At 51.7% G+C, this 23,094-nt stretch carries 32 protein-coding genes and 1 tRNA gene; 13 read left to right on the forward strand and 20 right to left on the reverse strand.

Going from position 1 to position 23,094, the window contains the following annotated elements:
* Nucleotides 1-25: 25 nt before the first annotated feature.
* A complete protein-coding gene (locus tag KBY68_RS05470) occupies nucleotides 26-3,211 on the forward strand; it encodes a tetratricopeptide repeat protein (RefSeq protein ID WP_255096220.1) in 3,186 nt (1,061 codons plus the stop codon).
* A gap of 22 nt (nucleotides 3,212-3,233) precedes the next feature.
* Here the strand turns inward: KBY68_RS05470 and KBY68_RS05475 are convergent, their stop codons facing one another.
* Both KBY68_RS05475 and KBY68_RS05480 read right to left on the reverse strand, forming a co-directional pair.
* Nucleotides 3,234-3,389 (reverse strand): hypothetical protein, encoded by a 156-nt coding sequence (locus KBY68_RS05475; protein ID WP_255096222.1) that lies wholly within the window; start codon nucleotides 3,387-3,389, stop codon nucleotides 3,234-3,236.
* Nucleotides 3,386-4,150, reverse strand: coding sequence for a sulfite exporter TauE/SafE family protein (locus KBY68_RS05480; protein ID WP_255096223.1), 765 nt, complete (start codon nucleotides 4,148-4,150; stop codon nucleotides 3,386-3,388). The genes KBY68_RS05475 and KBY68_RS05480 overlap by 4 nt, the downstream gene beginning before the upstream one ends.
* 63 nt (nucleotides 4,151-4,213) lie before the next feature.
* Here KBY68_RS05480 and KBY68_RS05485 point away from each other — a divergent pair, with 63 nt between their 5' ends.
* Nucleotides 4,214-4,939 carry a lipoyl protein ligase domain-containing protein gene (locus KBY68_RS05485; RefSeq protein ID WP_255096224.1) on the forward strand — a complete coding sequence of 242 codons (726 nt, stop codon included), beginning with the start codon at nucleotides 4,214-4,216 and terminating at the stop codon, nucleotides 4,937-4,939.
* Here the strand turns inward: KBY68_RS05485 and KBY68_RS05490 are convergent.
* Nucleotides 4,843-6,087 (reverse strand): site-2 protease family protein, encoded by a 1,245-nt coding sequence (locus KBY68_RS05490; RefSeq protein WP_255096225.1) that lies wholly within the window; start codon nucleotides 6,085-6,087, stop codon nucleotides 4,843-4,845. The genes KBY68_RS05485 and KBY68_RS05490 overlap by 97 nt on opposite strands.
* 53 nt (nucleotides 6,088-6,140) lie before the next feature.
* On the opposite strand from KBY68_RS05490, the gene KBY68_RS05495 reads away from it, so the two are divergent.
* Nucleotides 6,141-6,794 carry a phosphoribosylanthranilate isomerase gene (locus KBY68_RS05495; RefSeq protein WP_255096226.1) on the forward strand — a complete coding sequence of 218 codons (654 nt, stop codon included), beginning with the start codon at nucleotides 6,141-6,143 and terminating at the stop codon, nucleotides 6,792-6,794.
* On the opposite strand, the gene folE is transcribed toward KBY68_RS05495, so the two are convergent.
* From folE to KBY68_RS05525, 6 genes are all read right to left on the reverse strand, one after another.
* The gene (gene folE, locus KBY68_RS05500) at nucleotides 6,786-7,559 is read right to left on the reverse strand and encodes a GTP cyclohydrolase I (RefSeq protein ID WP_255096227.1); all 774 of its coding nucleotides are present in this window, start codon (nucleotides 7,557-7,559) and stop codon (nucleotides 6,786-6,788) included. The two genes, KBY68_RS05495 and folE, sit on opposite strands and share 9 nt — an antisense overlap.
* A gap of 5 nt (nucleotides 7,560-7,564) precedes the next feature.
* Nucleotides 7,565-8,278 (reverse strand): SDR family oxidoreductase, encoded by a 714-nt coding sequence (locus KBY68_RS05505; RefSeq protein ID WP_255096228.1) that lies wholly within the window; start codon nucleotides 8,276-8,278, stop codon nucleotides 7,565-7,567.
* A gap of 55 nt (nucleotides 8,279-8,333) precedes the next feature.
* A complete protein-coding gene (locus tag KBY68_RS05510) occupies nucleotides 8,334-9,332 on the reverse strand; it encodes an acetyl-CoA carboxylase carboxyltransferase subunit alpha (protein WP_106500403.1) in 999 nt (332 codons plus the stop codon).
* 5 nt (nucleotides 9,333-9,337) lie between these two features.
* The gene (locus KBY68_RS05515) at nucleotides 9,338-10,387 is read right to left on the reverse strand and encodes a long-chain acyl-[acyl-carrier-protein] reductase (RefSeq protein WP_255096229.1); all 1,050 of its coding nucleotides are present in this window, start codon (nucleotides 10,385-10,387) and stop codon (nucleotides 9,338-9,340) included.
* 87 nt (nucleotides 10,388-10,474) lie between these two features.
* Nucleotides 10,475-11,182, reverse strand: coding sequence for an aldehyde oxygenase (deformylating) (locus KBY68_RS05520; protein ID WP_255096231.1), 708 nt, complete (start codon nucleotides 11,180-11,182; stop codon nucleotides 10,475-10,477).
* Nucleotides 11,182-12,009: a creatininase family protein gene (locus KBY68_RS05525; protein WP_255096232.1), complete on the reverse strand. Its 828-nt coding sequence runs from the start codon at nucleotides 12,007-12,009 to the stop codon at nucleotides 11,182-11,184. Before KBY68_RS05525 ends, KBY68_RS05520 begins: the two co-directional genes overlap by 1 nt.
* Nucleotides 12,010-12,057: 48 nt before the next feature.
* Between KBY68_RS05525 and KBY68_RS05530 the strand changes: the two genes are divergently transcribed.
* Genes KBY68_RS05530 through pgeF form a run of 3 tightly spaced genes read left to right on the forward strand, consistent with a single transcriptional unit; the run spans nucleotide 12,058 to nucleotide 14,868 of the window.
* Complete coding sequence (locus tag KBY68_RS05530; protein ID WP_255096233.1) at nucleotides 12,058-13,245, forward strand: S1 RNA-binding domain-containing protein; 1,188 nt, start codon at nucleotides 12,058-12,060, stop codon at nucleotides 13,243-13,245.
* A complete protein-coding gene (locus tag KBY68_RS05535; protein WP_255096234.1) occupies nucleotides 13,242-14,093 on the forward strand; it encodes a Tab2/Atab2 family RNA-binding protein in 852 nt (283 codons plus the stop codon). Before KBY68_RS05530 ends, KBY68_RS05535 begins: the two co-directional genes overlap by 4 nt.
* A complete protein-coding gene (gene pgeF / locus KBY68_RS05540) occupies nucleotides 14,086-14,868 on the forward strand; it encodes a peptidoglycan editing factor PgeF (protein WP_255096235.1) in 783 nt (260 codons plus the stop codon). Before KBY68_RS05535 ends, pgeF begins: the two co-directional genes overlap by 8 nt.
* Here the strand turns inward: pgeF and KBY68_RS05545 are convergent.
* A complete protein-coding gene (locus KBY68_RS05545; protein ID WP_255096236.1) occupies nucleotides 14,843-15,496 on the reverse strand; it encodes a DUF938 domain-containing protein in 654 nt (217 codons plus the stop codon). The two genes, pgeF and KBY68_RS05545, sit on opposite strands and share 26 nt — an antisense overlap.
* A 20-nt stretch (nucleotides 15,497-15,516) precedes the next feature.
* Here KBY68_RS05545 and KBY68_RS05550 point away from each other — a divergent pair, with 20 nt between their 5' ends.
* The gene (locus KBY68_RS05550) at nucleotides 15,517-15,714 is read left to right on the forward strand and encodes a DUF6737 family protein (RefSeq protein ID WP_255096237.1); all 198 of its coding nucleotides are present in this window, start codon (nucleotides 15,517-15,519) and stop codon (nucleotides 15,712-15,714) included.
* Here KBY68_RS05550 and KBY68_RS05555 read toward each other — a convergent pair.
* Nucleotides 15,670-16,290, reverse strand: coding sequence for an esterase/lipase family protein (locus KBY68_RS05555; RefSeq protein WP_255096238.1), 621 nt, complete (start codon nucleotides 16,288-16,290; stop codon nucleotides 15,670-15,672). The two genes, KBY68_RS05550 and KBY68_RS05555, sit on opposite strands and share 45 nt — an antisense overlap.
* A gap of 66 nt (nucleotides 16,291-16,356) precedes the next feature.
* Between KBY68_RS05555 and KBY68_RS05560 the strand changes: the two genes are divergently transcribed.
* Nucleotides 16,357-16,743, forward strand: coding sequence for a DUF8680 family protein (locus KBY68_RS05560; RefSeq protein WP_255096239.1), 387 nt, complete (start codon nucleotides 16,357-16,359; stop codon nucleotides 16,741-16,743).
* Nucleotides 16,740-17,051, forward strand: coding sequence for a c-type cytochrome (locus KBY68_RS05565; protein ID WP_255096240.1), 312 nt, complete (start codon nucleotides 16,740-16,742; stop codon nucleotides 17,049-17,051). The genes KBY68_RS05560 and KBY68_RS05565 overlap by 4 nt, the downstream gene beginning before the upstream one ends.
* Here the strand turns inward: KBY68_RS05565 and KBY68_RS05570 are convergent.
* From KBY68_RS05570 to KBY68_RS05590, 5 genes are all read right to left on the reverse strand, one after another.
* On the reverse strand, nucleotides 17,046-17,312 hold the full coding sequence (locus tag KBY68_RS05570; RefSeq protein WP_255096242.1) for a YciI family protein: 267 nt from the start codon (nucleotides 17,310-17,312) through the stop codon (nucleotides 17,046-17,048). The two genes, KBY68_RS05565 and KBY68_RS05570, sit on opposite strands and share 6 nt — an antisense overlap.
* Before the next feature lie 28 nt (nucleotides 17,313-17,340).
* Entirely contained in the window at nucleotides 17,341-18,132 is a 792-nt protein-coding gene (gene trpA, locus KBY68_RS05575; RefSeq protein ID WP_255096243.1) for a tryptophan synthase subunit alpha, read from the reverse strand.
* Nucleotides 18,129-18,443, reverse strand: coding sequence for a DUF3007 family protein (locus KBY68_RS05580; protein ID WP_106500075.1), 315 nt, complete (start codon nucleotides 18,441-18,443; stop codon nucleotides 18,129-18,131). The genes trpA and KBY68_RS05580 overlap by 4 nt, the downstream gene beginning before the upstream one ends.
* A 5-nt stretch (nucleotides 18,444-18,448) precedes the next feature.
* Nucleotides 18,449-18,700 (reverse strand): NAD(P)H-quinone oxidoreductase subunit L, encoded by a 252-nt coding sequence (locus KBY68_RS05585; RefSeq protein WP_255096314.1) that lies wholly within the window; start codon nucleotides 18,698-18,700, stop codon nucleotides 18,449-18,451.
* 30 nt (nucleotides 18,701-18,730) lie between these two features.
* Nucleotides 18,731-18,806: transfer RNA gene (locus KBY68_RS05590), tRNA-Leu, on the reverse strand.
* Between the two features lie 38 nt (nucleotides 18,807-18,844).
* Between KBY68_RS05590 and KBY68_RS05595 the strand changes: the two genes are divergently transcribed.
* Both KBY68_RS05595 and KBY68_RS05600 read left to right on the forward strand, forming a co-directional pair.
* Entirely contained in the window at nucleotides 18,845-19,396 is a 552-nt protein-coding gene (locus KBY68_RS05595) for a Nif11 domain/cupin domain-containing protein (protein WP_255096244.1), read from the forward strand.
* 9 nt (nucleotides 19,397-19,405) lie between these two features.
* Nucleotides 19,406-19,804, forward strand: a complete 399-nt coding sequence (locus KBY68_RS05600; protein ID WP_255096245.1) for a hypothetical protein — start codon at nucleotides 19,406-19,408, stop codon at nucleotides 19,802-19,804.
* On the opposite strand, the gene KBY68_RS05605 is transcribed toward KBY68_RS05600, so the two are convergent.
* Genes KBY68_RS05605 through KBY68_RS05620 form a run of 4 tightly spaced genes read right to left on the reverse strand, consistent with a single transcriptional unit; the run spans nucleotide 19,794 to nucleotide 21,771 of the window.
* The gene (locus KBY68_RS05605; protein WP_255096246.1) at nucleotides 19,794-20,240 is read right to left on the reverse strand and encodes a phosphate-starvation-inducible PsiE family protein; all 447 of its coding nucleotides are present in this window, start codon (nucleotides 20,238-20,240) and stop codon (nucleotides 19,794-19,796) included. The two genes, KBY68_RS05600 and KBY68_RS05605, sit on opposite strands and share 11 nt — an antisense overlap.
* A gap of 5 nt (nucleotides 20,241-20,245) precedes the next feature.
* Nucleotides 20,246-20,518 carry a hypothetical protein gene (locus KBY68_RS05610; RefSeq protein WP_315855649.1) on the reverse strand — a complete coding sequence of 91 codons (273 nt, stop codon included), beginning with the start codon at nucleotides 20,516-20,518 and terminating at the stop codon, nucleotides 20,246-20,248.
* Nucleotides 20,519-20,534: 16 nt separating this feature from the next.
* Nucleotides 20,535-20,843 (reverse strand): hypothetical protein, encoded by a 309-nt coding sequence (locus tag KBY68_RS05615; protein ID WP_106500081.1) that lies wholly within the window; start codon nucleotides 20,841-20,843, stop codon nucleotides 20,535-20,537.
* A 16-nt stretch (nucleotides 20,844-20,859) separates the two neighbouring features.
* On the reverse strand, nucleotides 20,860-21,771 hold the full coding sequence (locus KBY68_RS05620) for a sigma-70 family RNA polymerase sigma factor (RefSeq protein WP_106500082.1): 912 nt from the start codon (nucleotides 21,769-21,771) through the stop codon (nucleotides 20,860-20,862).
* 255 nt (nucleotides 21,772-22,026) lie between these two features.
* Here KBY68_RS05620 and KBY68_RS05625 point away from each other — a divergent pair, with 255 nt between their 5' ends.
* Together KBY68_RS05625 and KBY68_RS05630 are read left to right on the forward strand one after the other, a co-directional pair.
* Nucleotides 22,027-22,497 carry a DUF2214 family protein gene (locus tag KBY68_RS05625; RefSeq protein ID WP_106500083.1) on the forward strand — a complete coding sequence of 157 codons (471 nt, stop codon included), beginning with the start codon at nucleotides 22,027-22,029 and terminating at the stop codon, nucleotides 22,495-22,497.
* Between the two features lie 20 nt (nucleotides 22,498-22,517).
* Nucleotides 22,518-23,093 (forward strand): zinc metalloprotease, encoded by a 576-nt coding sequence (locus KBY68_RS05630; RefSeq protein WP_255096248.1) that lies wholly within the window; start codon nucleotides 22,518-22,520, stop codon nucleotides 23,091-23,093.
* The last annotated feature ends 1 nt before the right edge of the window (nucleotide 23,094 follow it).

Here is a 23,094-nt window from a genome sequence, read left to right on the forward strand (position 1 = left end):
CATAACAATAACGGCTTTGGTTAAAATGGCCCTACCTAGTTCAATCCTGAATAGTCAGGTCTTACTAGTACCCGAAGTAAAGCTTTTACTACGACCTGTCCCAAAAGTAGCTTCAACAGTTCTCAAACGTATTGCAGTTATTGCAGATGGTAGAGTCCCCCCCGAACAAGCATCTCCATTCGAAACCCGACCCGCATTAGCTATTCACAATCCGGATCTCCACAGTCTCACAACACTTGCAAACGCCACAATTGATTTAGCTCACGAAGCCCTTTATTCCCAAGAATGGATAAGGCTGGCTGTTACAAGGAATCCGGCCGAAAGACTTTTATCATTTTGGCATGACAAACTTCACTTAATGGAGCCGGCCTATAAACCTCTTAATTCCTCAGTTCAGCTATCACTTAAGCAATCAACCGAACAGAGCTGCAGCTTCAGAGATTTCCTCATATTCTTAAATTCAAATTGGGAACCATTAAAACAAGATGGGCATTTAATACCACAATTTGAATCCCTGGAGCCAGACTGTGTTTCTTATACCCATTTTCTAGATAGAAATGATCTCGTTAAGCAGCTTCCCATCCTACTTCAAAAAAATATAACCTCTAGCAAGCTTCAGTTGATAAAGATAGAATTAGCAAATTATAATCAACTTTATCGTCAACGGCTCGGCAAGAGTTGGATGGAGGCATATTCAGAAGAAGGATTATCCCTGATTAGAAATTACTATACATTAGACCTTCAACATTTTAATTATCAATTACCAAGCAGGAAAGGATCACTTGTTAAGCCTTTAGCCTTAAGCAGCATAGAGGCATTGGTTGATCCTCTTCAGCAAATAAGAGACCGCAATAATCAAATTTCATGTTTTCAGGCAGAAATATTAAACCTTAAGAAGCAATTAGCTGAATTCTTAAACGAGCAAACTTCTCCAAAGCTTCCCTCGATTTCAGAACCCCAAGGAACTTGGGAAGAGCATAACAAGCCTGAAAGTGGATTCAATGAGCTTTATGAATTATTAAATTCCTCAAATTTTGAAGATGTAATTTTATTATCATCAGATTCAAAATACGACCAATCCAAAGGTGAGTTGTTTTATTTATTAGGTGTTGCTAATCACTTATTAGGCAATCATGATGCATCCCTATCTAATTTTAACACTGCTATAGAGAAGGAATTTATTACTCCATTTATTTATTTCAATATGGGGAATGCCTTGAGGGGAGCTCAACGACCTCTTGAGGGCTTAGAAGCTTATCGGCAAGCTTTAAAGATGTTTCCTGGATTCTCTGAGTGTAGGCATAATATATGCCTTGGCTTGATCGAAACTGGAAATATTGAGGAGGCAGAACTTGAATTAAGAAAATTACTAAGAGATCATCCCAGTTATTATCAAGCTTCATTTTGTTTAGGTAATCTATTACGAGATCACAAAAGGATTCCTGAAGCGGTGGAAGCATTCAGATTATGCTTACAATTTGCCCCTTGTTACGCAGATGCTTGGAATAATATGGGTTTAGCCTTAGCAAGTCTTGGTAAAACAGAAGAGGCAATTTCTAGCTATCGACATGCACTATCAATTGATGCAAACTTTAGACCCTCTCGTCAAAATCTCGCGCAAGCGTTGGTTAGAGATAAGGCTCACAGCGAAGCACTCAATGAATTTGAAAAACTTGCCAATCTTCAATTAAATGAGCAGGACTCAATCATTGCTTTACAAGGAAGAATTAATTGCCTACTTGAATTAGATCGATATGAAGATGCTCTAGCCTTAGCAAACAATAGTTCGGAAGACAATCGTTTAGTGCTTATGGCAAGACTTCATGTATTGCCTATTTTATATCACGATGAAGAACAACTTGAAGCAATTCGTCAACGATACTTGCAAGACTTAACAGATCTTTATCTTTTACTCGAATCACTAGATCAAACAGATCCTTCCTGGCCTTTTTTATATGCCCATGCATGGAGCCTAACTAATTTTTACCTGGCCTACCAAATGGGAAATGATAGATGTTTTCAAGAGCTCTATGCTGGCATTCTTGATCGCATATTGCGTCCCAAATTAAACCAATTTATGCAAAAAATTCCTTATATTGACCACAAGGATGGTAGTCCCATAAAAATTGGTATTATCTCCCCTCACTTGAAAAATCATAACGGCGTAATTTGGGCTTTAGGTTGGCTAGATGAAATTGCGAATACAACTAGTTTTAAAATTTTTTGCTACAACATAGGAGAAGAAGAAGATTATGGAACATGGCGCTTTGCAAACCTGGGAATTTATAGACATCTCCACTTAAATCCTTTTAATCCCGAATTACAATTGCGACAAATTATTGATGACAAGCTCGACTTACTTATTTTTACAGACATTGGCATGCATCCAGCAAGTAAAATTACTTCAGTGCTCCAATTAGCCACAGTTCAAGCCCAAGGATGGGGTCATCCAATAACAAGTGGATCCCTCACTATGAAATATTTTTTTGGCTCCGCGGGCATGGATCCGGAAGAAAATAAAGCTCATTACTCAGAGCAACTTATTCGCCTGCCTGGAATTGGATTAAATTATGAAACTCCTATTGCATTACATGATGGCTCAATTTTATATGAAAAATTAAACCTACCCACAAATCGCCCTTTGATTCTCTCGCTTCAAAGCACTTTTAAATATGTTCCCCGAAATGATTGGACATTTGCACAAATTGCTTATCTCAATAAAAATGCTTTAATCTTGTTAGTAGGACATATGGGTAATGGAAGTATTGTTGAGCGATTAATTAATAGACTAAGGCCTCACTTTGAGGACCGGGGATTAGTTATCGAAGAGCATCTACAAGTATTACCAAGGCTGGATCATGGAGATTTCATGGGGTTATTTTCAATTGCACACCACACAATTGATACGATTGATTGGAATGGCGGTAATAGCAGCTTGCAGGCATTTTCGTTAAATTGCCCAGTTATTACTATGCCTACAGAATTCATGCGAGGACGGCACACAATAGCAATGCTTTTGGAATTAGATTTACCTGAACTTATCGCAAAAGACCGTGATTCATATGTTAGTTTATCCACGAAATTACTCAATGATAAAAAACTCTACAACAAAATCAAGGAAAAGATAAATTCTCGTAAAAGCATCCTTTTTAATGACAAAAGAAGTCCAAAAGAGTTGAAAGCACTAATTGAAGCTGAGTTCCTTACCTAACAAATCCAAAAAAATTAATTTTTTATTTACGACACAACTCACTGCGATCTTCAGATTGGGTGGAGAAGGGGCCACAGCTAACCCACTTAACCAAACCAATTTCAAGATCAGTGAATGCAACTAATGCTCCGAGCAATAAAAATACTGCAAGAACAACTTTTAGGCTGGTTTGGTTCATGGGTAAAAGAATAGCATCAGCGCCCTTCTCGCGCTATCTATGGCTAAAAAGAACGTAAGTAAACGCAGCATTAAGGCGAGTTTAGCTGGAGCTACCCGCTGCAAGCGCGCTGCCGACCAGCGGGCGCCAACAGCTGCAGATAAGCCCAATAAAAGGGCTGCAGACAAATCGCCGCGTCCTGCAAGCACAAACAACAACCCGGCTGCAGTGGAAGCGCAAAGCACCGCAAAGGTACTGAGCCGTATCGCCAAATGAATGGGCAATCGCAGGGCATTCACCATTATCGGAACCATCACTAATCCACCGCCCAACCCGATTAAGCCACCGGCCATACCTGCCACTGCACCCACCAGTAATAAACCAACTATTGGTTGAGCTCCATGGCAATCAAGCCCATTTGAGTTTGAATCTCCAGCTTTTATAAGTAGAGCTAACACTCCATACATCAGAGCTTGAGCTGCCAATAATTGCCACGGCTGCAGCACACCACTGAGGCGCCCAAACAACACTCCAAAAACAAGGGCGCCCGATCCAATTGCCATAGCTGATGGCCAGGGCAGCAAACCTCGCCGCAGATGGGCCCAGCTGCCACCGGCAGTTGTTGGCACAATCGCCAAGGTGCTAGTGGCAAGGGCCTGATGGGGGCTTAAACCCAACCACAACAAAAGTGGTGAAAACACCAAACCACCGCCGATGCCAAGCAAGCCAGCCAATAAACCAGCCAAAATTCCCAGTGGCAGCAAAATCAACAACTGGAGCATTTCCCTAGGCCGAGTTCTGCTGCCCCCCCAGCCTCGCTGATTGCTGGTACCCAATGGGCCTTAATGCCCAGCTTGATCGCCCCTGGGGAACAGCAGATGGCACTTGATCTTTGGATGTTGGATCAAGTTGATATGAACCAAAATAAATTGCATGGCCTTGGTGTTGAGGCCTTAGTACGTTTTTATCGCTGGCAAGAAACCTGCCTGTCGATTGGGCGCCATCAAGTTTGGCCAAGCTCAAAATGCGCCATAGAAGTGGTGCAGCGCCCCAGCGGTGGCAGCTCTGTTTTACATGGATCAGATCTCTGTTACGCAATTGCCCTTGCCCGCCCACCCCGGGGCCGGCGCCTTAGTTACGAATGCCTAAACCAATGGCTAAGCCAAGCGTTGCAGCAATTGGGGCAAGAGCTGAACCATGGCGAGCAAAACCAAAGCGCAAATCCAGGCCATTGTTTTGCCAATGCCACCGCCGCTGATTTGATAGATCAAGGCGGCAATAAAAGAATTGGCAGCGCCCAGTTATGGCGTAGGGGCAGCCTGCTGCAACACGGTTCAATCCAGTTGCGACCCCAAAAACAACTTTGGCAGCAGCTCTTTCAGCAAGAACCGCCGCCACCACTACCAGAAACAATTACAAGTGAGGCCCTAGAGGCGGCTTTATTGGAGCAGGCCCAGGGCTGGCTATTTAGAAATCAACCCCTAGCGCTGCCCTGGCCTGAGGCTGCCCTCACCTCAGGTAGTGCGGCCACGCTCTCGGCGATCGGTGCAAGCGACAACCCCAATGGGTAGCCACCCTGGCGGCGGGCCTGTTCCAACAACTGTTGGGGCAAGCGCAGCGATAAGCGACGCAATACAGCCTCAGATAAATCCGACCTTTCAAGGGTGGCGGTTGGTAAACCAGCTGGGCTTAAAACCAACAACCTCCCCTGGGCACTTTTTTCTAATGCGAGCACCGCCTGCCACAGGGGGGCATTTTCAGCGATGGAGGCAAGCTCTGCCAAAGGTTTTTGATGGTCGCCCAAGCGTTCCTGATCCCATCTTTGTACTGGAATTGCCTTGAGGGGTTCGTCATCGATATAACCCTGCCAACGACCAGCTTCGCAAAGTAAAACCCAATCGGGCCTAGGCGAATCATTGGCTAAACGCATCTCACTCAGCTTGCGCAAACTGGCAGCTGGCTCCAGCACCCGCAAGCGCCTACCGGCTGCATCCTTCACCTGCAATTGCTGCAGTGCCCGTTGCAAAGCAAGCAGCTGCAATTGATTACGGGAAGCGCCAAGGCCAAACCAACCCAACAACATGAGCCAAATGCTGGCAAAGGAACCACCCTTGAAAAACAAATAGGCGCCAGCCAAAATTGCTGTCCATGCCAATATTTGCCCGGAAAAAGTGGCAATGCGCACGCCCTTTTCCCTACTGCCGCTGAATTGCCACACGAGCGCCTTAATGATTTGGCCGCCATCAAGGGGTAAACCAGGCAAAAGGTTGAATAAAGCCAACACCAAATTGAGCTGGGCCAATTCCTCAGCTATTTGGGCCGCCACTGGTAATGGTTGGAGGCCATGGCTTAGGGGATGGATACTCAGAAACAGCAATAGGGCGAGCGCAAGGCTCACCAGAGGCCCCGCGGCCGCCACGGCAAAGGCACCCATGGGCGTTGGTGGGTCGCGTTCAACACTGGCAACGCCGCCAAGCATGAAGAGGGTGATGCTGTTCACCTTCACCCCCAGCTGCAGGGCCACCAGGGAATGGCCCAATTCATGGAGCAGCACCGAGATAAACAAAAGCAAGGCGGTGCAAAAACCAGCAATCAAATTGCCAGCGAACTGTTGCTGAAAAAGCAGTGAGGCCAAAGCCAACACCACCAACCAACTGGGATGGATATGGATGGGAATTCCGGCCAAGCGGAATAAACGCCAGCCTTGGGCTCTAATCACCTGGCGCAGCTTGCGTGGTATCTCGCCATCCTAGAAACCTAGGGATGGCAGCTATGAAACTAAAAATTTGTGGTTTAACCAGCCCAGCCCAGGCGGCGGCAGTGGCAGAGATGGGTGTTGATGCCTTAGGGGTGATTGCAGCTACAAATTCTGCCCGTTTCTTACCAGCGGCTAAACGATTGGAGCTATGGGGAGCGGTAGCCACAGCAAACCCTTCGGTGTTGAGGGTTTTGGTGCTGGTAAATCCCAGCAACGATCAACTTGATGAACTCAGGCCAGAGGCGGGGCACCAATGCCTGCAATTGCACGGCGATGAATCGGTTGAGCGTTGCGCTGAATTACAAAACGAGCTGAAACTACCAATTTGGAAAGCGCTGCGCTTGCGCTCCAGCGCTGATTTAAATCAAATCGGTGCTTACGCAAACGTTGTTGAAAAAATACTTTTGGAACCCCATGTGCCCGATCAATATGGTGGCACTGGCCATAGCTTGCCCCTGAACTGGCTGGCTGGGTTTAAGCCCCCATGCCCCTGGTGGTTAGCTGGGGGCATGGGGGCAAGCAATGTAGAAAATGCCCTCAAAGATCTTGAGGGCATTGGTTCAAAACCCTATGGCATTGATGCCTCAAGTTCCGTTGAGAACTCTCCCGGCAATAAAAATATTGAAAAAGTAAAAATATTGCTTGATATAATTAAAAAATTAGCCTAATACCGATTCCTGTTGTTTTACCAGTTCAAAAAACTCAGCCTTTAAGCTTGGATCATGGCGAAAATCGCCCCTCACAATTGAATTGACCATGCTTGTTTGTGGTTCCTTTACGCCGCGCCATTTCATGCAGTAGTGCTGAGCCTTCACAAGGATTGCTAAACCTTGGGGTTTACAGAGGCGCTCGATTTCATCGGCAAGGATCATCACCGCTTCCTCTTGAATGTGGGGTCTTGAAAACACCCAATCAACAACACGAGCAAATTTGCTGAGTCCGATAACTCTTTCACCCGGTTTTATGCCGATCCAGCAGTTGCCTAAAATCGGAACCAGGTGATGGGAGCAGGCGGAACGAACGCTGATTGGTCCCACTGTATAAATCTCATCAAGCTGCTTCACATTTGGGAAGCTGGCTATTTTAGGTTGCTGATGATATCTACCTTTGAATACCTCGTGCAAATACATCTTTGCCACACGCTCTGCCGTTTCTTGCGTGTTGTGGTCGTTTTCGATGTCGATCAGTAGGCTAACCAACAAATCCCTAACCCTATCGGCCACCTCCTTTTGGAGCAGATCTAATTCACCCTCTAACAGGTAATCAGCAACATTATCGTTTGCAAGGTAGGGCACACCAGCAGCATCGAGGCGGGCCCGAATGATTTCGCTAATCGTGCGGGGAAGCACTGATATTGAGGTGGATGAAGCATTGCTAATCCCAAGGGATGAGCCGTTAGTAAGAATTGGGCTTAGGTCGTTTAGGGCTGTCATGGAACTCAAAAGGCGCCGGAGGCGGGCATGAGGGTTAAATCTTCCAGCAGGAGCTGGGGTGGGGTTTGAGCCATTTGAAGCAAGGTATTTGCCACCATTTCTTGGGTGAGCATTGCCTGGCGATCAAAGGCGGCCTGAACGGTAGGACTATCCCAAAGCGGAGTGTTCACTGAACCAAGCGTAAGCGTGGATACCCTTATGCCGTGGCTGCCCTCCTCTTCAGCCAAACAGCGGCTGAAGGCCGCTAACGCTGCCTTAGTGGTGCTATAGGCACCCCATCCGGCAAATGTTTTACGGGCGGCATGGCTACTGATGTTGATGATCAAGCCACCGCCTTGGGCCCTAAGGCCAGGGAGCAGGGCATTGCAAAGTTGAAAAACACTGGTGAGGTTCAGTTGCAACAACCATTGCCACTGTTCCAAACTGGTGCCAGCTAATGGTGCGGTGAGGGCAGCGCCAGCATTGTTGATCAGCACTGAAGGTATCCCCCCGGCGCCTATCAATTGCTGTAAACCAGGATTTACCTGTTGAGGATCAGTTAAATCAACGCAGGCAGAAAAAACATCAACTTCAGCTGAGCGGCAATCTTGAGAAACAGCTTCAAGCTCCGCCTCGGAGCGGGCCATCAACTGCAGATTCCAACCAGCAGCGGCAAATGTTTTGGCAGTGGTGGCACCAATGCCCCGGGAGGCCCCAGTAATGAGGGCAGTTTTCTGCAAGTGATCACAAGCAGGGAGGGAAGGTTGCAACCAAAAGTTGAAACCTAAAGAAATTCTAAGCCTTTATGGCGTCGATTGCGTGCTCGGCTGAATCCTCAAGAACCCTGCCGATGGCCCGATATTTTGCGTAGCGCTGCTCAAGCAATAGCTCTGGTTCCAGGCTAAATAACGCTTCCAGCTCCTCTAGCAAAGCCAACCGCAGTGTTTCCGCCGCCTGCAAGGGAGCCCAATGGTTTCCCCCTGAGGGTTCCGGCAAGATGCGATCAACAATGCCCAGCTGACTCAAGTCGCGGGCGGTGATTTTAAGGGCCTCAGCGGCGGTAGAGGCTTTGGCGGCATCACGCCAAAGGATTGAGGCACAGGCCTCTGGGCTGGCAACGGTGTAAACGGAATGTTCAAACATCATTAGGCGATCTGCCACACCAATCCCCAAGGCCCCGCCAGAGCCGCCCTCGCCAATCACCGTGGCAATTACAGGCACGCGCAAACCAAACATCTCGCGCAAGTTCACTGCAATTGCTTCCCCTTGACCCAATTCCTCCGCCTTGAGGCCTGCATAGGCCCCTGGGGTATCGATAAAGCAGATAACTGGCAGATTGAAGCGATCGGCATGGCGCATCAACCTCAGCGCTTTGCGATAGCCGCCGGGGGATGCCATCCCAAAATTACGTGCCACATTTTCTTTCGTATCACGACCCTTTTGATGGCCAAGGAACATCACCGGCTGTTCGCCAAGTTGGCCTAAACCGCCAACTAGGGCCTGATCATCTGAACCGCAACGGTCACCGTGGAGTTCGATCCATTTTTCACTAATTACTTGGATGTAATCGAGGCAACTGGGCCGATGGGGATGGCGGGCCACCTGGATTTTTTGGGCTGGCGTGAGGGAGCCAAAGATGTCTTGACGGCGGCGGGCAGCCAGGGTTTCAAGCTGCAGCAATTGCTGGCTTACATCCACCTCTGAATCGCGGGCTAACTGGCGAATTTGATCAATCTGTTCCTCCAAATCCACCAAGGGCTTCTCAAAATCCAGGAGGAAACGACGCACAGCCATGGTCTTCAAGCTGCAATTGGCAGGGGTGAAATTGATGCTGCATCCAATCCCAATACAGAAAATCCGTGGCGGATTGATGCTGCACCTATCTGTTCCATCGCCTCGAGGGTGATGTTGTTGCGGCCCCAGCTGAAATTAGTATGCCAATCTTCAAATTCAAGCAGCATTGCCTCAGCAAAACAGGCAAACAACTGGCGACGCGGGTTAGCCATTTCTGCCATTTCCATCATTTGCCAGCCAATATCTCGGGCAAATTCAACAATCCCACCCTTCAGCACATTCACATGGGGGGAGTTAACCTTGCCATCCAAATTTTTTGGGTAGCCGCCATCAATCATCAAACAAGGCTTTCGCAAACTGGCTGAATCGATCGTGAGGGTTTGGGGCAGAGAAGCAACCCACACCACCACATCAGCCTCAGGCAGTGCCTCCTCCAGGGAAAGAACTTCACCGCCGCCGAGTTCCGTGCGCAGGTCGTTGAGCCTTTGCTGCTGGCGGGCCACCAAAAGCAAATCAGCCACACCGCTGCGGCGGCTCAACCAACGGCAAACCGCACTGCCGATATCGCCGGTGGCACCCACCACAGCCACCCGCGCTTTTGCTAGATCGATGCCCATCAAAGGGGCATTTTGTTCTACCTGGCGGCAGATAACCCAGGCGGTGTGGGTGTTACCGGTGGTGAAACGCTCCCACTGCAGAAGGGTGGATCGAATTTGTTGAAATTTAGCAAGGTTGAAATTCTCAAAAATAATTGAGGTAAATCCACCTAACGCGGTGATATTGATACCTCTTTTTTGAGCCAATTCCATAGCGTTTTGTACCTTGCGCGTGGCCGTTTTAAAACGGCTGAGCATTTCAGGCACAAAGCAAGAATCTATGTAGGTGCCTTGGATTGTTTTACCGGTATTACTTGTTACTTCAAATGTTTCAAGCAGCTGGGGCGGTGCGCTGCACCAAATATCAAGTTCCCCATCGGCAAGGTCTTCAAAGCCCAGGTCGCGGGCCTTGAGGCGTGCCTCACTGAAACTGCTTGAGTGACCGATCAAACCAAACATGTTCTATTCCCTTTGCCCACCAGCACAGGGTGCGGGCATTGAATTGATCAATAGTGTCCCACGACACCAAGAGGCAGAAAGCAACACCTAGGACACAAGGGCCGCTGCACTCATGCGGGCCAGATCGCGGGGGCTAAAACCGATCTCCATCAAGGCTTCTTGGTAAGCGATCAAGAAATCCTCAATCAAACTTTCCTTTTCCATGTGAAGTTCGGCTGCATCGTTTGCAACCTGCTCCAACATGCGGCGAATGATCGGCAGGTTTGTGCGATTTGCCTGCTCGATTTCACTGCGGCTGGATTCAAAATTTGCCTTCAGCCATTCCTGGCCATAGTTGAGATGGGTGTATTCATCCTTCACCACCCCTTCGGTTATTTTGCGCGCAAATGGGTCGGCCACTGGGATATAGATGTGATAAGCGGCAATGGCAAATGCTTCAATCATCAGGGCCTGGATCACCAGGCAGGTAACAACCTGATTTGCCGCCAAGGCTTGCTTGAAGTTGTTGTGTAATGGCGCAAAAAACGTTTTAGCAAAGGCCATGTCTGCCTCAACCCCCAAATTTTTACCGCAGGCTTGAAAACCCTTCATGTGCTTGAGCTCCATGCGGGCCAACTGAGCCAATTCCTCAACCTGGGTGGGTATCAAGCTGCCTAAGGAGATGTAGTTGTCGTGGGCTTCCTGCTCACCTTCGATAACGATCGCGTTTATGCGGCTGTAGGCGGATTTGTATGCCTCGCTGCTGAAATCAGGCAAGCCATCTGCAATAGAGGGAACCAGCACGGAGCTTGCCATTACGGCTTAGTAGCAAAGGTATGACGCTGCACTGTACTTAGCTCCGAGGGTAATTGGGGCCACCTGCTTTGAACGAGGCTTTGGAAAAGCTCACACCAGCCCTCTACCAACCCCCTTAACAGCAATTCGCCCTCCCCAGCGCTAGCCCCATTGGGATTGCCCACCACGCCGTTGGCGCTGATGCAACGGGTTTGCCAGGCGGTGGGAACTGGCCCCTCCAGGGAAAGGCCCTGGGGCGGCTGCGGCAGGGGTTCAGGGGCGGGCAAGGGGCCCACCAGATGGGGAAAGAGGGCAAGCATCAAGCTGGTTTCAAGCCTGCCCCCATGGAGCCCTTGGCTGCGTTCAGGCTCGGGAATAATTTCCAACACCCCTTGGGGACCGCTCCAGAGGAACCAAGGCAAAAGTGCCAACTGGGGCAGCTGCTGCTGGATTTCACGGGCAGCCACCTGGAGCAAAGCAATTTGACCGCCATGGCCATTAAAAAAAACCAAGCGTTGAAAACCAGCGCTTGCTGCCATAGCAGCCAAGGCCTTGAGCTGGGCCAGCAGCGTTTCCGCACTTAAGGAAACGGTTCCAGGGAAACCCAGGTGCTCCGGGGAAAAGCCATAACTCAAGGTTGGTAACCGCCAAATCGGCAAATCGGCTGGTAGCGCAGCCAGCACTCGATCAATTACCGCCTCAGCAAACAAGGCATCGGTGCCAAGGGGCAGATGGGGGCCGTGTTGTTCCACAGCCCCAATCGGCAAAACCAAAGTGCTGCCTACGGTCGACCCGGCCGCCTGCACCGCAGGCCAGGAAAGTTGATCAAGCTGGCGATTGCTAACCATTGGGTGTGTGGCGCTGCCTAGAGTGTGGGATCGCATTAACCCTGGATCATGGCGTCCCCCGGCAGCGACACACCCCGCACCAGCCCCGCTGCCCCCATCAGGAAGCCCCTGGCAATCCTGCATATCAGCAAAAAAGAAGAGGAGGATCGCCGCTTAAAAGAGGCTGCGGAACAAGCAGCAGTGGAAGCTAAGGCTCAAGTTGCAGCCAGCAAGGTGCAGCCCAAACCAAGCTTTGAAGGGCGCAGCACCAGCAACGATATGGAGGGCCTCACCATGGCCGATCTTCTTGGTGCTGCAGAAAAGAAACGGGAGCCTCAAGCCGTTAGCAGCAGCCGCAGGCAAGTTGATGATTTTGATTTTGATGAAGAAGCTTTCCTTGCCGCCCTAGACGAAAACGAACCGATCGGTGCCACCGGCGATGTGGTTACGGGCACCGTGATCGCCCATGAAAGTGATGGCATCTACGTAGATATCGGTGGCAAGGCTCCGGGATTTATGCCAAAAGCCGAATGTGGCCTCGGTGTAATAACCGAGCTAAAAACCCGTTTCCCCAAAGGTATTGAGGTGCAGGTACTTGTTACCCGCGAGCAAAATGCCGATGGAATGGTAACGATTAGCTGTAGGGCCCTAGCCCTGCGCCAGGCTTGGGAAAAAGTGCGCCAGTTAGAAAAAGACGGCAAGGTTGTTCAAGTGAAGCTCACAGGCTTTAACCGCGGCGGCTGCACCTGCGATCTGGAGGGGTTAAGGGGCTTTATTCCCCGCTCTCAATTAGAAGATGGCGAAAACCATGAAGCCCTTGTGGGTAAAACAATTGGGGTTGCCTTCCTTGAAGTAAATCCCGAAACACGCAAGCTGGTGCTATCAGAAAAGAAAGCTTCCACCAGCGCCAAATTTGCCAACTTAGAAGTTGGCCAGTTGGTGAGCGGCCAGGTTGTGAGCCTCAAGCCCTATGGCTTTTTTGTAGACCTTGGCGGCGTGAGTGGTTTGTTACACCAAAGCAGCATCACCGGTGGTGCCCTGCGCGATCTGCGGGAGGCATTTGAAACCGGTGAAACAATTCAGGCATTAATCATGGAATTGGATCCAGGCCGTGGTCGCATCGGCCTAAACACCGCCCTACTAGAAAATCAACCAGGTGAACTACTGGTTGATAAAGCAAAGGTGATGAAAGAAGCAGAAGACAGGGCTAACCGCGCCCGCAACATGATCCGTCAAAAGGAACAATCGGCGGGATGAATAGCCTGCCGGCGGATTGGGAGCTCGATTACTACTCCCGGCCCCTTCAAGATGCCAACGGCAAAAAACGTTGGGAATTGTTGCTGAATAGCTCCAATAACAGCTTCCGCTGGCAGCGCTTTTGCCCAGCTGAAAGCGTTAATTCCCAGTGGCTTAACCAGGCCCTCAGCGATGCCATCAGCGAAGCGAAAGCCGAGGGCATTGAAATAGCTCCACGGCTGCGTTGCTGGCGTCCATCGATGCGAACGATGGTGCAGCGGGCCGCAGAGCCCCTGGGCCTTGAGGTGATCGGCAGCCGCCGTTGCTATGGCCTAATCGAATGGATTCAAGAACGGGAGGCAGCGGTATATCCAGCCATGGAAGGCTTTTTGGTTGGTCCTTTAGCGCCACCCCCAAGCCCCATCGAGCCCTTGGCCCTGCCCCTACCGGAAGCGGTAAGGGGTGACCAATGGAGCTGGGCCAGCCTTCCAGCTGCAAGCCTGGCGGAGGCAAACCAATGGCCGATCGATTTTGCCGGCTTGATTCCCCTACCTGAGCTATCAAAAGCTGCATCGATTCCTGGCGTGAGGTTATTTAGCCCCAGCCGTGCCCTAGCCCTAGCGGGTTGGTTAAGCGGCCTTGAACCTGTGCGCTTGGAAGTTCGCGATCAACAACTAGTGCTGGAAGCAGGCATTGAGGATCGCTGGTTGGTTAGTGACCTAGCGCCAGAGGCGGCAGATGCCGCTAAGCAGGTATTGAATGAAGCCCGCAGCAATGCCGGCGGCTTGCAATTTTTGGCGGTGCAAAGCAGCGAGGCAGTGAGCAACTTTTCTGGCTTTTGGTTATTGCGAGATCTAGCCGATGGCTGAGGGCCCGTTTAACAAACCCGATAAAGGTTTCAACAACATTCCCGGCTGGACCTGGATTGGCACCTACGGCGGCTACTACCTGCAATGCAACCAACTTGAGGAATTTGAACACGGCTTTTTCACGCGCCAATGGCATGGCCGCGGCCCAGAGGAGCTCGTGGGCTATGTGAGCTCTGGGGTGAGCGTGCATCGCCCCCAACAGATCCATAGCGCCTTGGTGCTCCCAGCCCCCCAGGCCAGCCAACCGCCATGGCCGGAGGCCGATGGGTTAGTGAGCACAAAAGGAGGGCAAAGTTTGTGGGTGTGTGGTGCTGATTGCACCCCTGTGCTGCTGGCCGATGCCGCCACTGGCCGGGTAGCCGCCTGCCATGCAGGCTGGCGTGGGGTAGCGGGCGGCATCCTCAAAGAAGCAATCCAGCAAATGGAAGAAGCCGGTAGCAAACGCAAAGATTTACTAGTGGCGCTGGGACCGGCCGTAAGCGGGCCCAACTACCAAGTGGAAAGGCAGGTGAGCAGCCAATTGGGCGAAATTGAGCAGCTGCAGGCTATTGCTGCGGTGCTGCCAGATTCAAAGCCTGGCTGCGATCGCTTAGATATCCGCAGGGCTGCCTGGTGGCAACTGAAGCAACTGGGCCTTACGGAAGCGCAAATCAGCAGCTGCCCCCTCTGCACAGTGGCTGAACCAGAGTTATTCCATTCCTGGCGCCGCGATCAGGTAAAAGCAGTGCAGTGGAGCTGCATCGTGAGCTCTAGCAGCGTTGAAATGCAACGGTGAGGTTGTTTGCTGGCATCGGCCAACGGCCAAACAGTTCAAAACCATGGTGCTGGGCAAGGCTGCTCACCTCCCCAAGGCAGCGAAGCCCCCAACTTGGATCTCGCTCCTGCAAGGAGTTATCAAAAGCTTGATTACTTGGGCTTAGCGGCAAGCCAACTTCACGGAAGGGGCCATAGAGCACGAGCAAATTCCCCGGCAGTAAAAGCTGCGCCCCATGGGCGAACAGTCCCTCGGTGGCGGCCCATGGGGCGATATGGATCATGTTGATGCAAAGCAGCAAAGCTGGCTGTTCGCCAAGGTTTGGCCAATGGGCCGCCATGGCATCAAGCTCAAGCGGAGCCGCCATGGCAGCTAAACCAAAATGCTTGGCCCAAGCCGCAATGCTGGCTCGATGGGCCGGTTCAGGGTCGCTACCGCGCCAGCGCAAATCAGGGTGGCTGCTGCTAAATCGCTGCTGCAAATAGCAAAGATGTTCGCCACTGCCACTGGCGATTTCCAAGACCAAACCAGCCTGCGGCAACAATTGTTCCAACACAAGCGCAATAGCTTCGCGATTACGTTCAGTTGCTGGGAAACAGAGCCGCTCAGCATCCCTAGCTTCAAAAATTCCGTTCACAATTAGCTGCATCCGATTATTCATTTTTCAGCATGGCCCATCCCTTTTGGTCGTTGAAACCCTGGTGGTGTCAACCCTGGACAATCCTGCTCACGGGCACGGTTGCTATCACCACCAGTTGGCTAGTGCTGCACATTTGGTGGTTAACCGCTGCCGTTGCCGTGCTGGTGCTGGCCTGGTGGTGCCTATTCCTCTTGATTGTTCCCAACATCACCCCCGTTGAGCAATAGCAATGCCGCCACAGGAGCCAAGGCACCAGCTGAACTAATCAGTTGACGGTGATTCCACACGGGTAAACGCTGCACACTGCCCACCGCTAGGGCGGCACTCCAGTAGGGCATCACCATGGCATCCAGCAAGCAATAAAAGCTGTGGCATTCCACGCCATCGAGGCAGTGCAGGTTGGCATTAAGTGAGTTGAGCAATGGGCTGCCAGGTTTCATATCGGCAATTCCAGGTAAAAGCCAACGGGGACAGGGCAGGGCCGTAATCGTGCCTTGGTGGGGGCTGCCAATGCTCACAAAACGTTTGGTGCGCTGGTTTCCCCCTAGAAGCTGCAACCAGCAACGCAGCACCAACCCACCCATGGAAAAACCCAACACATTTAGGGGTTGCTCCGCTCCATAACGGAGCTGCAATTGCTGCTCTAATTGCTCAGCTAAAGCAATTAATGGCGTGTCGCCCAAGCGATGGGGCAGGTGGGGGCAAAAAATTTCAAACTCTGCAGGGGCGAGATATGCCCTTAAACGATTAAAAACAGCGGGATGATCCCAGAGCCCATGCACAAGAACTAAAGGTGGCGCCATCACCAGGCTGATCTGCCCATCTGGAGCCCCTAACCTTAGGGGTCGTTTTGCGATAGCAATTAGGCCATGGCCAATGATCACTATCTCGTTTGCCTGGCCCTTCTTAATCAAAATGGCAAACGCCGCCTACCAATTGGCGGGGCATCATTAACTGAACCCATTGCCGCTGATGCCGATCCAGGCCAACAGGGGGAGGCCTTAGCCCTCGATCTACTGCTTAGGCTCTGGCAACAAACCAACCTTGGACCAATCCAACGCCATGGTGAAGAAACCAATCTGTTATTGCTTGAGATGCCAATGGCAAAGGTATTAGAGGATTTACCTCGTTTAAAAAAAGCTTGGCTTGCCGGTGGTAGCGATGCTGATTTATATAGGGAATTAAGGCAACTAACTGAACGGGGCTGGAGTATTCAAACGGCTAAATACAGCAAACCTAGCTTTCAAATCTGGTGAACAAATTTTTTTCTTTCCTGCTGAGCTTTCTGCTTCTAATTGCCCCCACCGCCAGCTCCGGTGAGCAATTATTTAACCAATATTGCATCGGCTGCCACATTAATGGTGGCAACATTATTCGCCGCGCTAAAACATTAAAACTGGCAGCATTGCAAAAGAACGGCATTTTGGATGCAACTGCCATCAGCGCCATTGCAACCCAAGGCAAGGGTTCAATGGGTGCCTATGGAGCCCTTCTCGGCCCTGATGGCGCCGATGCTGTGGGCGAATGGGTGTGGCAACAGGCTCTCAATAACTGGCCTTCATAGGGCTTGGATCCATGGATAGATTTCAAAGGCAGTCCAAATACCTTGAAGCCAGTAGATATCGTTTTTGATTAGTTCTTCCACCTGGAGTTTTGTTTCAGCTTCATAGATGCCAAACACATGGCTGGTTGTTTCTGTGGGGCCAAGGGTAATCAAAATCCCTTCTTCTTTTTGATGCCTTAAACCAGCTAGGTGCTGCTCCCGATAGGGGGTGCGGGCCTCAAGGGCATTGGAGCAATAGGTGCCCCAGAGCACAAAACGCATGGCCAAAAAAGAAACCGCTGCTGCTTATTTAACTATCAAGGGCTGTGCGCAATTCGCTGCAGAACTGCTGGGCAGCGGCAACAGGCTCAGCCAAAGCCATGCGTTTTACCAAGGCACTACCAACGATGGCGCCATCGGCGCCCCAATCGCGCACCTGCACTGCTTGTTCCACCCCTGAGATGCCAAATCCCACCGCCACAGGGGTGGAACCTAAGGCCTTGATTTGCTGCACTAAGCCAGCAACCCTTGTTTCCATTTGGCTGCGTTCCCCCGTAACCCCCGTAACACTCACCAAATAGGTAAAGCCCCTGCTGGCTGCAACGATGCGGGCCATCCGTTGCGGTGGGGTGGTGGGGGCAACGAGCAGCACTAAATCAAGCCCTGCCGCTGCTGCTATGGGTGAAAGACGCTCCGCCTCCTCCAGGGGTAAATCAGGCACCAATAGCCCCGCTGCCCCTGCAGCGGCAGCCTGTTGGCAGAAACTCTCCATTCCACAATTTAAAAGTGGATTGCTGTAGGTGAATAACACCACTGGCAGCTCCAGCTCTCCTTTAAGGCTGCTGAGCAGCTCTAAAACACCAGCAAGGGTGGTACCAGCAGCCAAGGCGCGGCCAGCCGCCGCTTGAATAACGGGCCCATCAGCCAAAGGATCGCTATAGGGGATCCCCAGTTCCACCAAATCTGCGCCAGCCTCCTGGAGGGCCAGCAGAGCAGCCCTAGTGGTGGCGAGATTTGGGTCTCCGGCGGTGAGGAACGGCATCAGGGCGCAACGACCCTCGGCCCGCAAGCGCTCAAAACAACTGGAAATAGCAGATTTCATTGACCCACTTCCTTGAGCAGGGCCTGCTGCTCCTCTGGGGAAAGGCTTTCAAAACGCTCGCGCAGCTGTTCGGTGGTTAGGGCGTCGTAGGCAGTGCGATAGCGGCGCCTTTGCTCCATGAAGGTCATGCGGCCAGTAACCACCCTGAACAGGTAGCTGCCGGTCCAACCCACAACCAAAAGCACAAGAACTGCCTCTGCGGCGATACCGGCATCAATGCCGCCCAGGCCTGCGGCTTTAAAGCCCCAGTAACCCAAACCACCAAGCACAAATACCGCTAAGCAAAGCCATAGGGCACGGGCTCTGGTCATGGCGATCAAGCCTCACCCTGACCTTGAAGGCGCAGGTTGAGGAAGGGAGCAAAAAGGATTAAGCCCGGAAAAAATAGGAACACCAAGCCGTAAACAAAAGTGCGTTCAAATTTGCCCATCAGGTGCCAGCGTTGATTCATCCAAAGAAAAAGCAGCAGCGGCACCACCAGCAGATAGGCACCAGCCAGAAGGCCATAGGCCAGAAACACCAGCAGGGTGCCTTGGGGCAGCTGGGAGAGCAGGTGCTGAAAAGGCAAGGGGTACTCCTGGAAGAGCTGGTTTTTAAGTGGTGCCCGTGGCGGGATTCGAACCCGCACTGGAGCGATTTTAAGTCGCTTATCTCTGCCGTTGGATTACACGGGCAGGCACACTCAACCATCATCAACTAACGGCCTATCCCCATGGCTGAGGAGCAGCTGCAACAGTTTCTAGAGAAGGTGGCACAACTCAACCAGCTGGTGGCACTGATTGAGGGCAATCCCCAACTGCGAGAACGCCTAAGCGCCTGCAGCAATCACCTGGAGGTGGTAGCCCTCGCTGCAGAACAGGGTCTACAGATCGGGCAACGCTGGGGAGAACCAATATTGCAAACAAATGCGGCTGTAAACAACCTTTGGGCCAGTGCAGCGCCGCCACCAGGCGGCGAACGGGTGCAGTTATTGCTGGAGGGCAAGGGTTTGCGCTTGGAATTAATCCATTCAGTTGCTGCCAGCACCCCTTCCGGCCAGTGGTACAACCAGCCCATGGGGGAGTGGGTTGCCCTTCTAACAGGCAGTGCGCAACTGCGTTTTGCCGATGAACCCACGGCCCGCAACCTTGGGGCAGGGGATTGGTTTTGGATCGCCCCCCACCGTTGCCATCGGGTGGAAGCTTGCAGTGGCAGCGGCGGTTGCCTGTGGCTCACCCTGTTCGTTGAGCCAAAATTGATGGCAATAGAACAGTTCAACCCCTAGCTTTTTGAAATGAAAATTCCCCTTTTAGCACTGTTGGCCCTTTGCTTTGCTTGCCCAGAGGTGCATGCCCAAGCGGCAAAGCAAACCATGGCAGAAGCAGCCCAGGCCATGGATGTGTGCCGCCGGGTGCCGAAGGCCGACCGCGATGAGATGGTTGGTGAACAGGTGAGCCGCGCCTGGCTTGCTACGGGCCCCAGCGCTGCGGCTGAAAGGCAAGACAAATTAAATCTGTTGCGCAGCATGGTTGATGCCTACGCAAAAGCAATGCAGGCCGATGGCCAGCTGATCGCGATGGGATGCAGCCAAGGGGTTTTAGATCGGGTGCAAAATTTGAATTGGAGCCCGTTTCATGCCGGTGTTCAAACGGTGCTGAAAGCAAATGGATTAGCTGATGTAATCAAGCCTTGAGTTGATTGCCACCACGGCTAATCAACCAATAGGCGGCACACAGGGCCAAGGTGCCAAGGCCAAGGCTTGCCACAAGAAGGGGCTTACCGCCCACATCCGCCGGTAAAACAATGATCTTGCGGGCCATTGCTGTGATGGCGGTTGCCAACACCAACTCCACCTGAATCCTGTGATCTTTGAGATAGGCGGTGATATTTTCCAGCACTTCGATGGTGATTAACAAAGCGAGCACATCGCCCAAAACCCGCTCTAATTCATGGCCTAACAGGGGACTATTGCCCGGTGACACCTCAGTGCCAATAACAACCAACAGCTGAATAGTGGCAGCGATTATCACAACCACCATGGCGATGGCTAGCACCTTGGCTAGGGCCCGCTGGAAGCGGCTCAAACCCCGTTGAAAAAGTTGGTCGTTTCTAAAAAATTGGAGCAACATTTTGCTCAATTATTGAAATAATTGGTTTGGGGCTTTGCCTGGGTGTCGCCCGCTGGATTTTCAATGCGCGTGTCGCAGGTGGTGGAACCATCTGGATTGGTAACGCAATTGACGGTTTTCAGCGTTGAGGCGGGCCCAACATTTGAACCAGGCCCCAGGAGATAACTCTCGGATTGGGCCAAAACCGCACCAGGAATTAAAACCAACGCACCCAAGAAACTGAGTGCTAAGCGGCAAAAAATAGAAGCCAAGTTCAGTTCCCAATCAACTACAGCCACTTTGCCCCAAAAAGGTTCAGCTGGCGTCGTTACGAATCGATTGAAGGAGCAGATCGAGCTGGGCTAATTCCTCGCCAACTACCGGCGGGCTGTGGTGCTGCCATTCAGCCTCGATGCTGCAAAGCCTTTCGGCTAAACCCACCACACCGGCTTGCATCACCGTGCGTTGCAGCTCCTGCAATAGGGCTGGCATACGAATCGAGCCAGCCCTAAGGGAGCGCCTTAAATCCGCCTGGGTGCGACCGCTATGGCGCAGCCAATCCTTGAGGAACAGCTCCAGCTGCTCCAGCTGATCTGGATTGAGCGTGGAAGCAGGAGGGGCCATTGCAGCAATTTAGACATCAACCGAAAGTGCCAGTGGCTTCCACCAAACCAGATTGAATCCCGGCACGGCGCAATTTACGCAGGGACCTTTGCACCACCTGACGGCAATATTCGCGGCTGCAACCCATCTGCCTTGCCACCTCTGCCAAGGTGCGCCATTCATTGCTGCCATCAAGGCCGAAACGCAGCATCACAACAGTGCGCTCCTTAGGGGTGAGGCTTGATTCATCGAGGAGGGTCCATACCGCCTGGGAGCGCTCATCCTGTTCAGCCCGCTCCATCGGTGGGATCTCTTCACTGGCCAATAGGTCGAGCAGTTCGGAGGGATCGGATTTTGATTTCACCACCCCCTGCAAACTAACGGTGATGCTGCGCAATTCACAGCCGAGGAGATCTTCCACTTCATCGAGAGGAAGTTTGAGGCAATCAGCCAAATCGCTGCTGGAGGGGGGCCTGCCGGTGGCTTGAAGCAAACGCGCTTTTGCCGCCCGAAGTTTGGTTAGTTTTTCATTCACATTCACCGGAATTCTAATTGCACGACTTTGGGTAGATAGGGCGCGATTTAAACCCTGGCGAATCCACCAATAGGCATATGTACTGAATCTGTGTCCGCGGGTGGGATCATATTTTTCCACCGCACGGGTGAGGCCAATGGTGCCTTCTTGAATAAGGTCGAGCAGATCTAAACCCTTGCCTTGATACCGCTTAGCCAGATTCACAACTAAACGTAAATTTGCAGTGATCATCTGGTTTTTAGCCCTTTCCCCCAAGCGCAGTTGCCGCCTTTCATCTGCGGTTAGTTCAGTTGCACTTTTTTCCAGCAGGGGAGCCATGGCCTGCACCTTGCGGCCAAGGGTTAATTCCTGTTCAGGGGTGAGTAGCTGATGCCTACCAATCTCACCAAGAAAGGCACTGAGTGAACTGCTCATTAGCGAACCTGGGCGGGGGCATTGATTTGAACCTAGGGGAACTGTTTGATTTTCTAGAAACCGTCATAAAGGCTTAGTAGTTTATGTTTTATTCGTTATTGCTTCCAGCTCAAAAATCAACTAACAAATGCTTTACCATTGCAACGAAAAGCCACAAAAGATAGGCCTTAAGGCAATTGAATTCCAAAAAGTAGTGGGCTTGCTCGCAGTGGGCTTGATAAACGGTTACTGTCCCGGCGGTATCGGATTGTTTCGATGGACGCTTCCGTAGTAAGCCGCGCGGGCATGGCCTACGCCCATGAACTGAGCTTCATGCTGTGTTTTGCAGCCCTCACCGCCGAACGCTTTTTGATTCGTGCCAACCCCGATCGCAGCACCGCCACAAAATTAATCATCACCGACGTGGTTTACGGCCTTGCTGCCCTCACGCTCCTCGGCAGTGGTGTGTTGCGGGTGCTTTATTTCGGCCAAGGGGCTGATTTCTACACTGAAAATCCCCTTTTCTGGTGGAAGGTGGGTATCTATCTCAGCGCCGGTGCCCTTTCGCTTTATCCCACCATTACCTATGTGCTCTGGGCCATTCCCCTGCGCAAAGGTGAAACCCCTAACTTTTCCGCCGCCGCTGCCCAACGGATCGGCTGGGTAATAAATGTGGAGTTGCTCGCCTTTGCAACCCTGCCCTTCATGGCAAGCCTCATGGCCCGTGGGGTTGGCAGCGGGGGATGATCCCCTGCCCGCCGGTGGAGATGCGGGTTGCAGCCCCAGAGGTTGCCCCTATGGCCAGTATTTCCCCTGGCGATAGGCCAGGCTATGCAGCAGCCCTGGAACCATCGAGAAGGGGTTGGGTAACCCTGCCCTTGTGGTGCGTGTGGGTTGAACCCCCAGGCCCTGATTTATGGAGTAAGCGCTGGCATGGGGCCGTGGAAACATCATTGGCCACCTGGGCCACCCACCTGAAATTAATTCGAGTTAAAAATGCCAGCGATGCCCACCTGAGGCTGTGGCGTCGCAATCCACCGCTGCAGGGGGGCAGAGCCAGTAATGGCAGGGCCCTGCTCAGTTTTGAACTGGTGCAAAGGGGTGGCAAAAAAATAGTTGAACCCCTTGTTGATTTGTTGATTAGCCCCGGCATCCGCCAGGAGGCAATCGAAGCCACCAGCCTGCATGAATTGGGCCATGGCTTTGGCCTATGGGGCCATAGTGATCAGCCCACTGATGTGATGGCAGCAAAACCAGGGCCCACGCCGATTAAACAATTGAGCAAAAGGGATCGCCTCACCTTGAACTGGCTCTACAACCAACCCAGTGGCGTTAGCCCCTAGG

The organism is Synechococcus lacustris Maggiore-St4-Slac, from assembly GCF_024345595.1.
GTDB classification, from domain to species: domain Bacteria; phylum Cyanobacteriota; class Cyanobacteriia; order PCC-6307; family Cyanobiaceae; genus Synechococcus_D; species Synechococcus_D lacustris.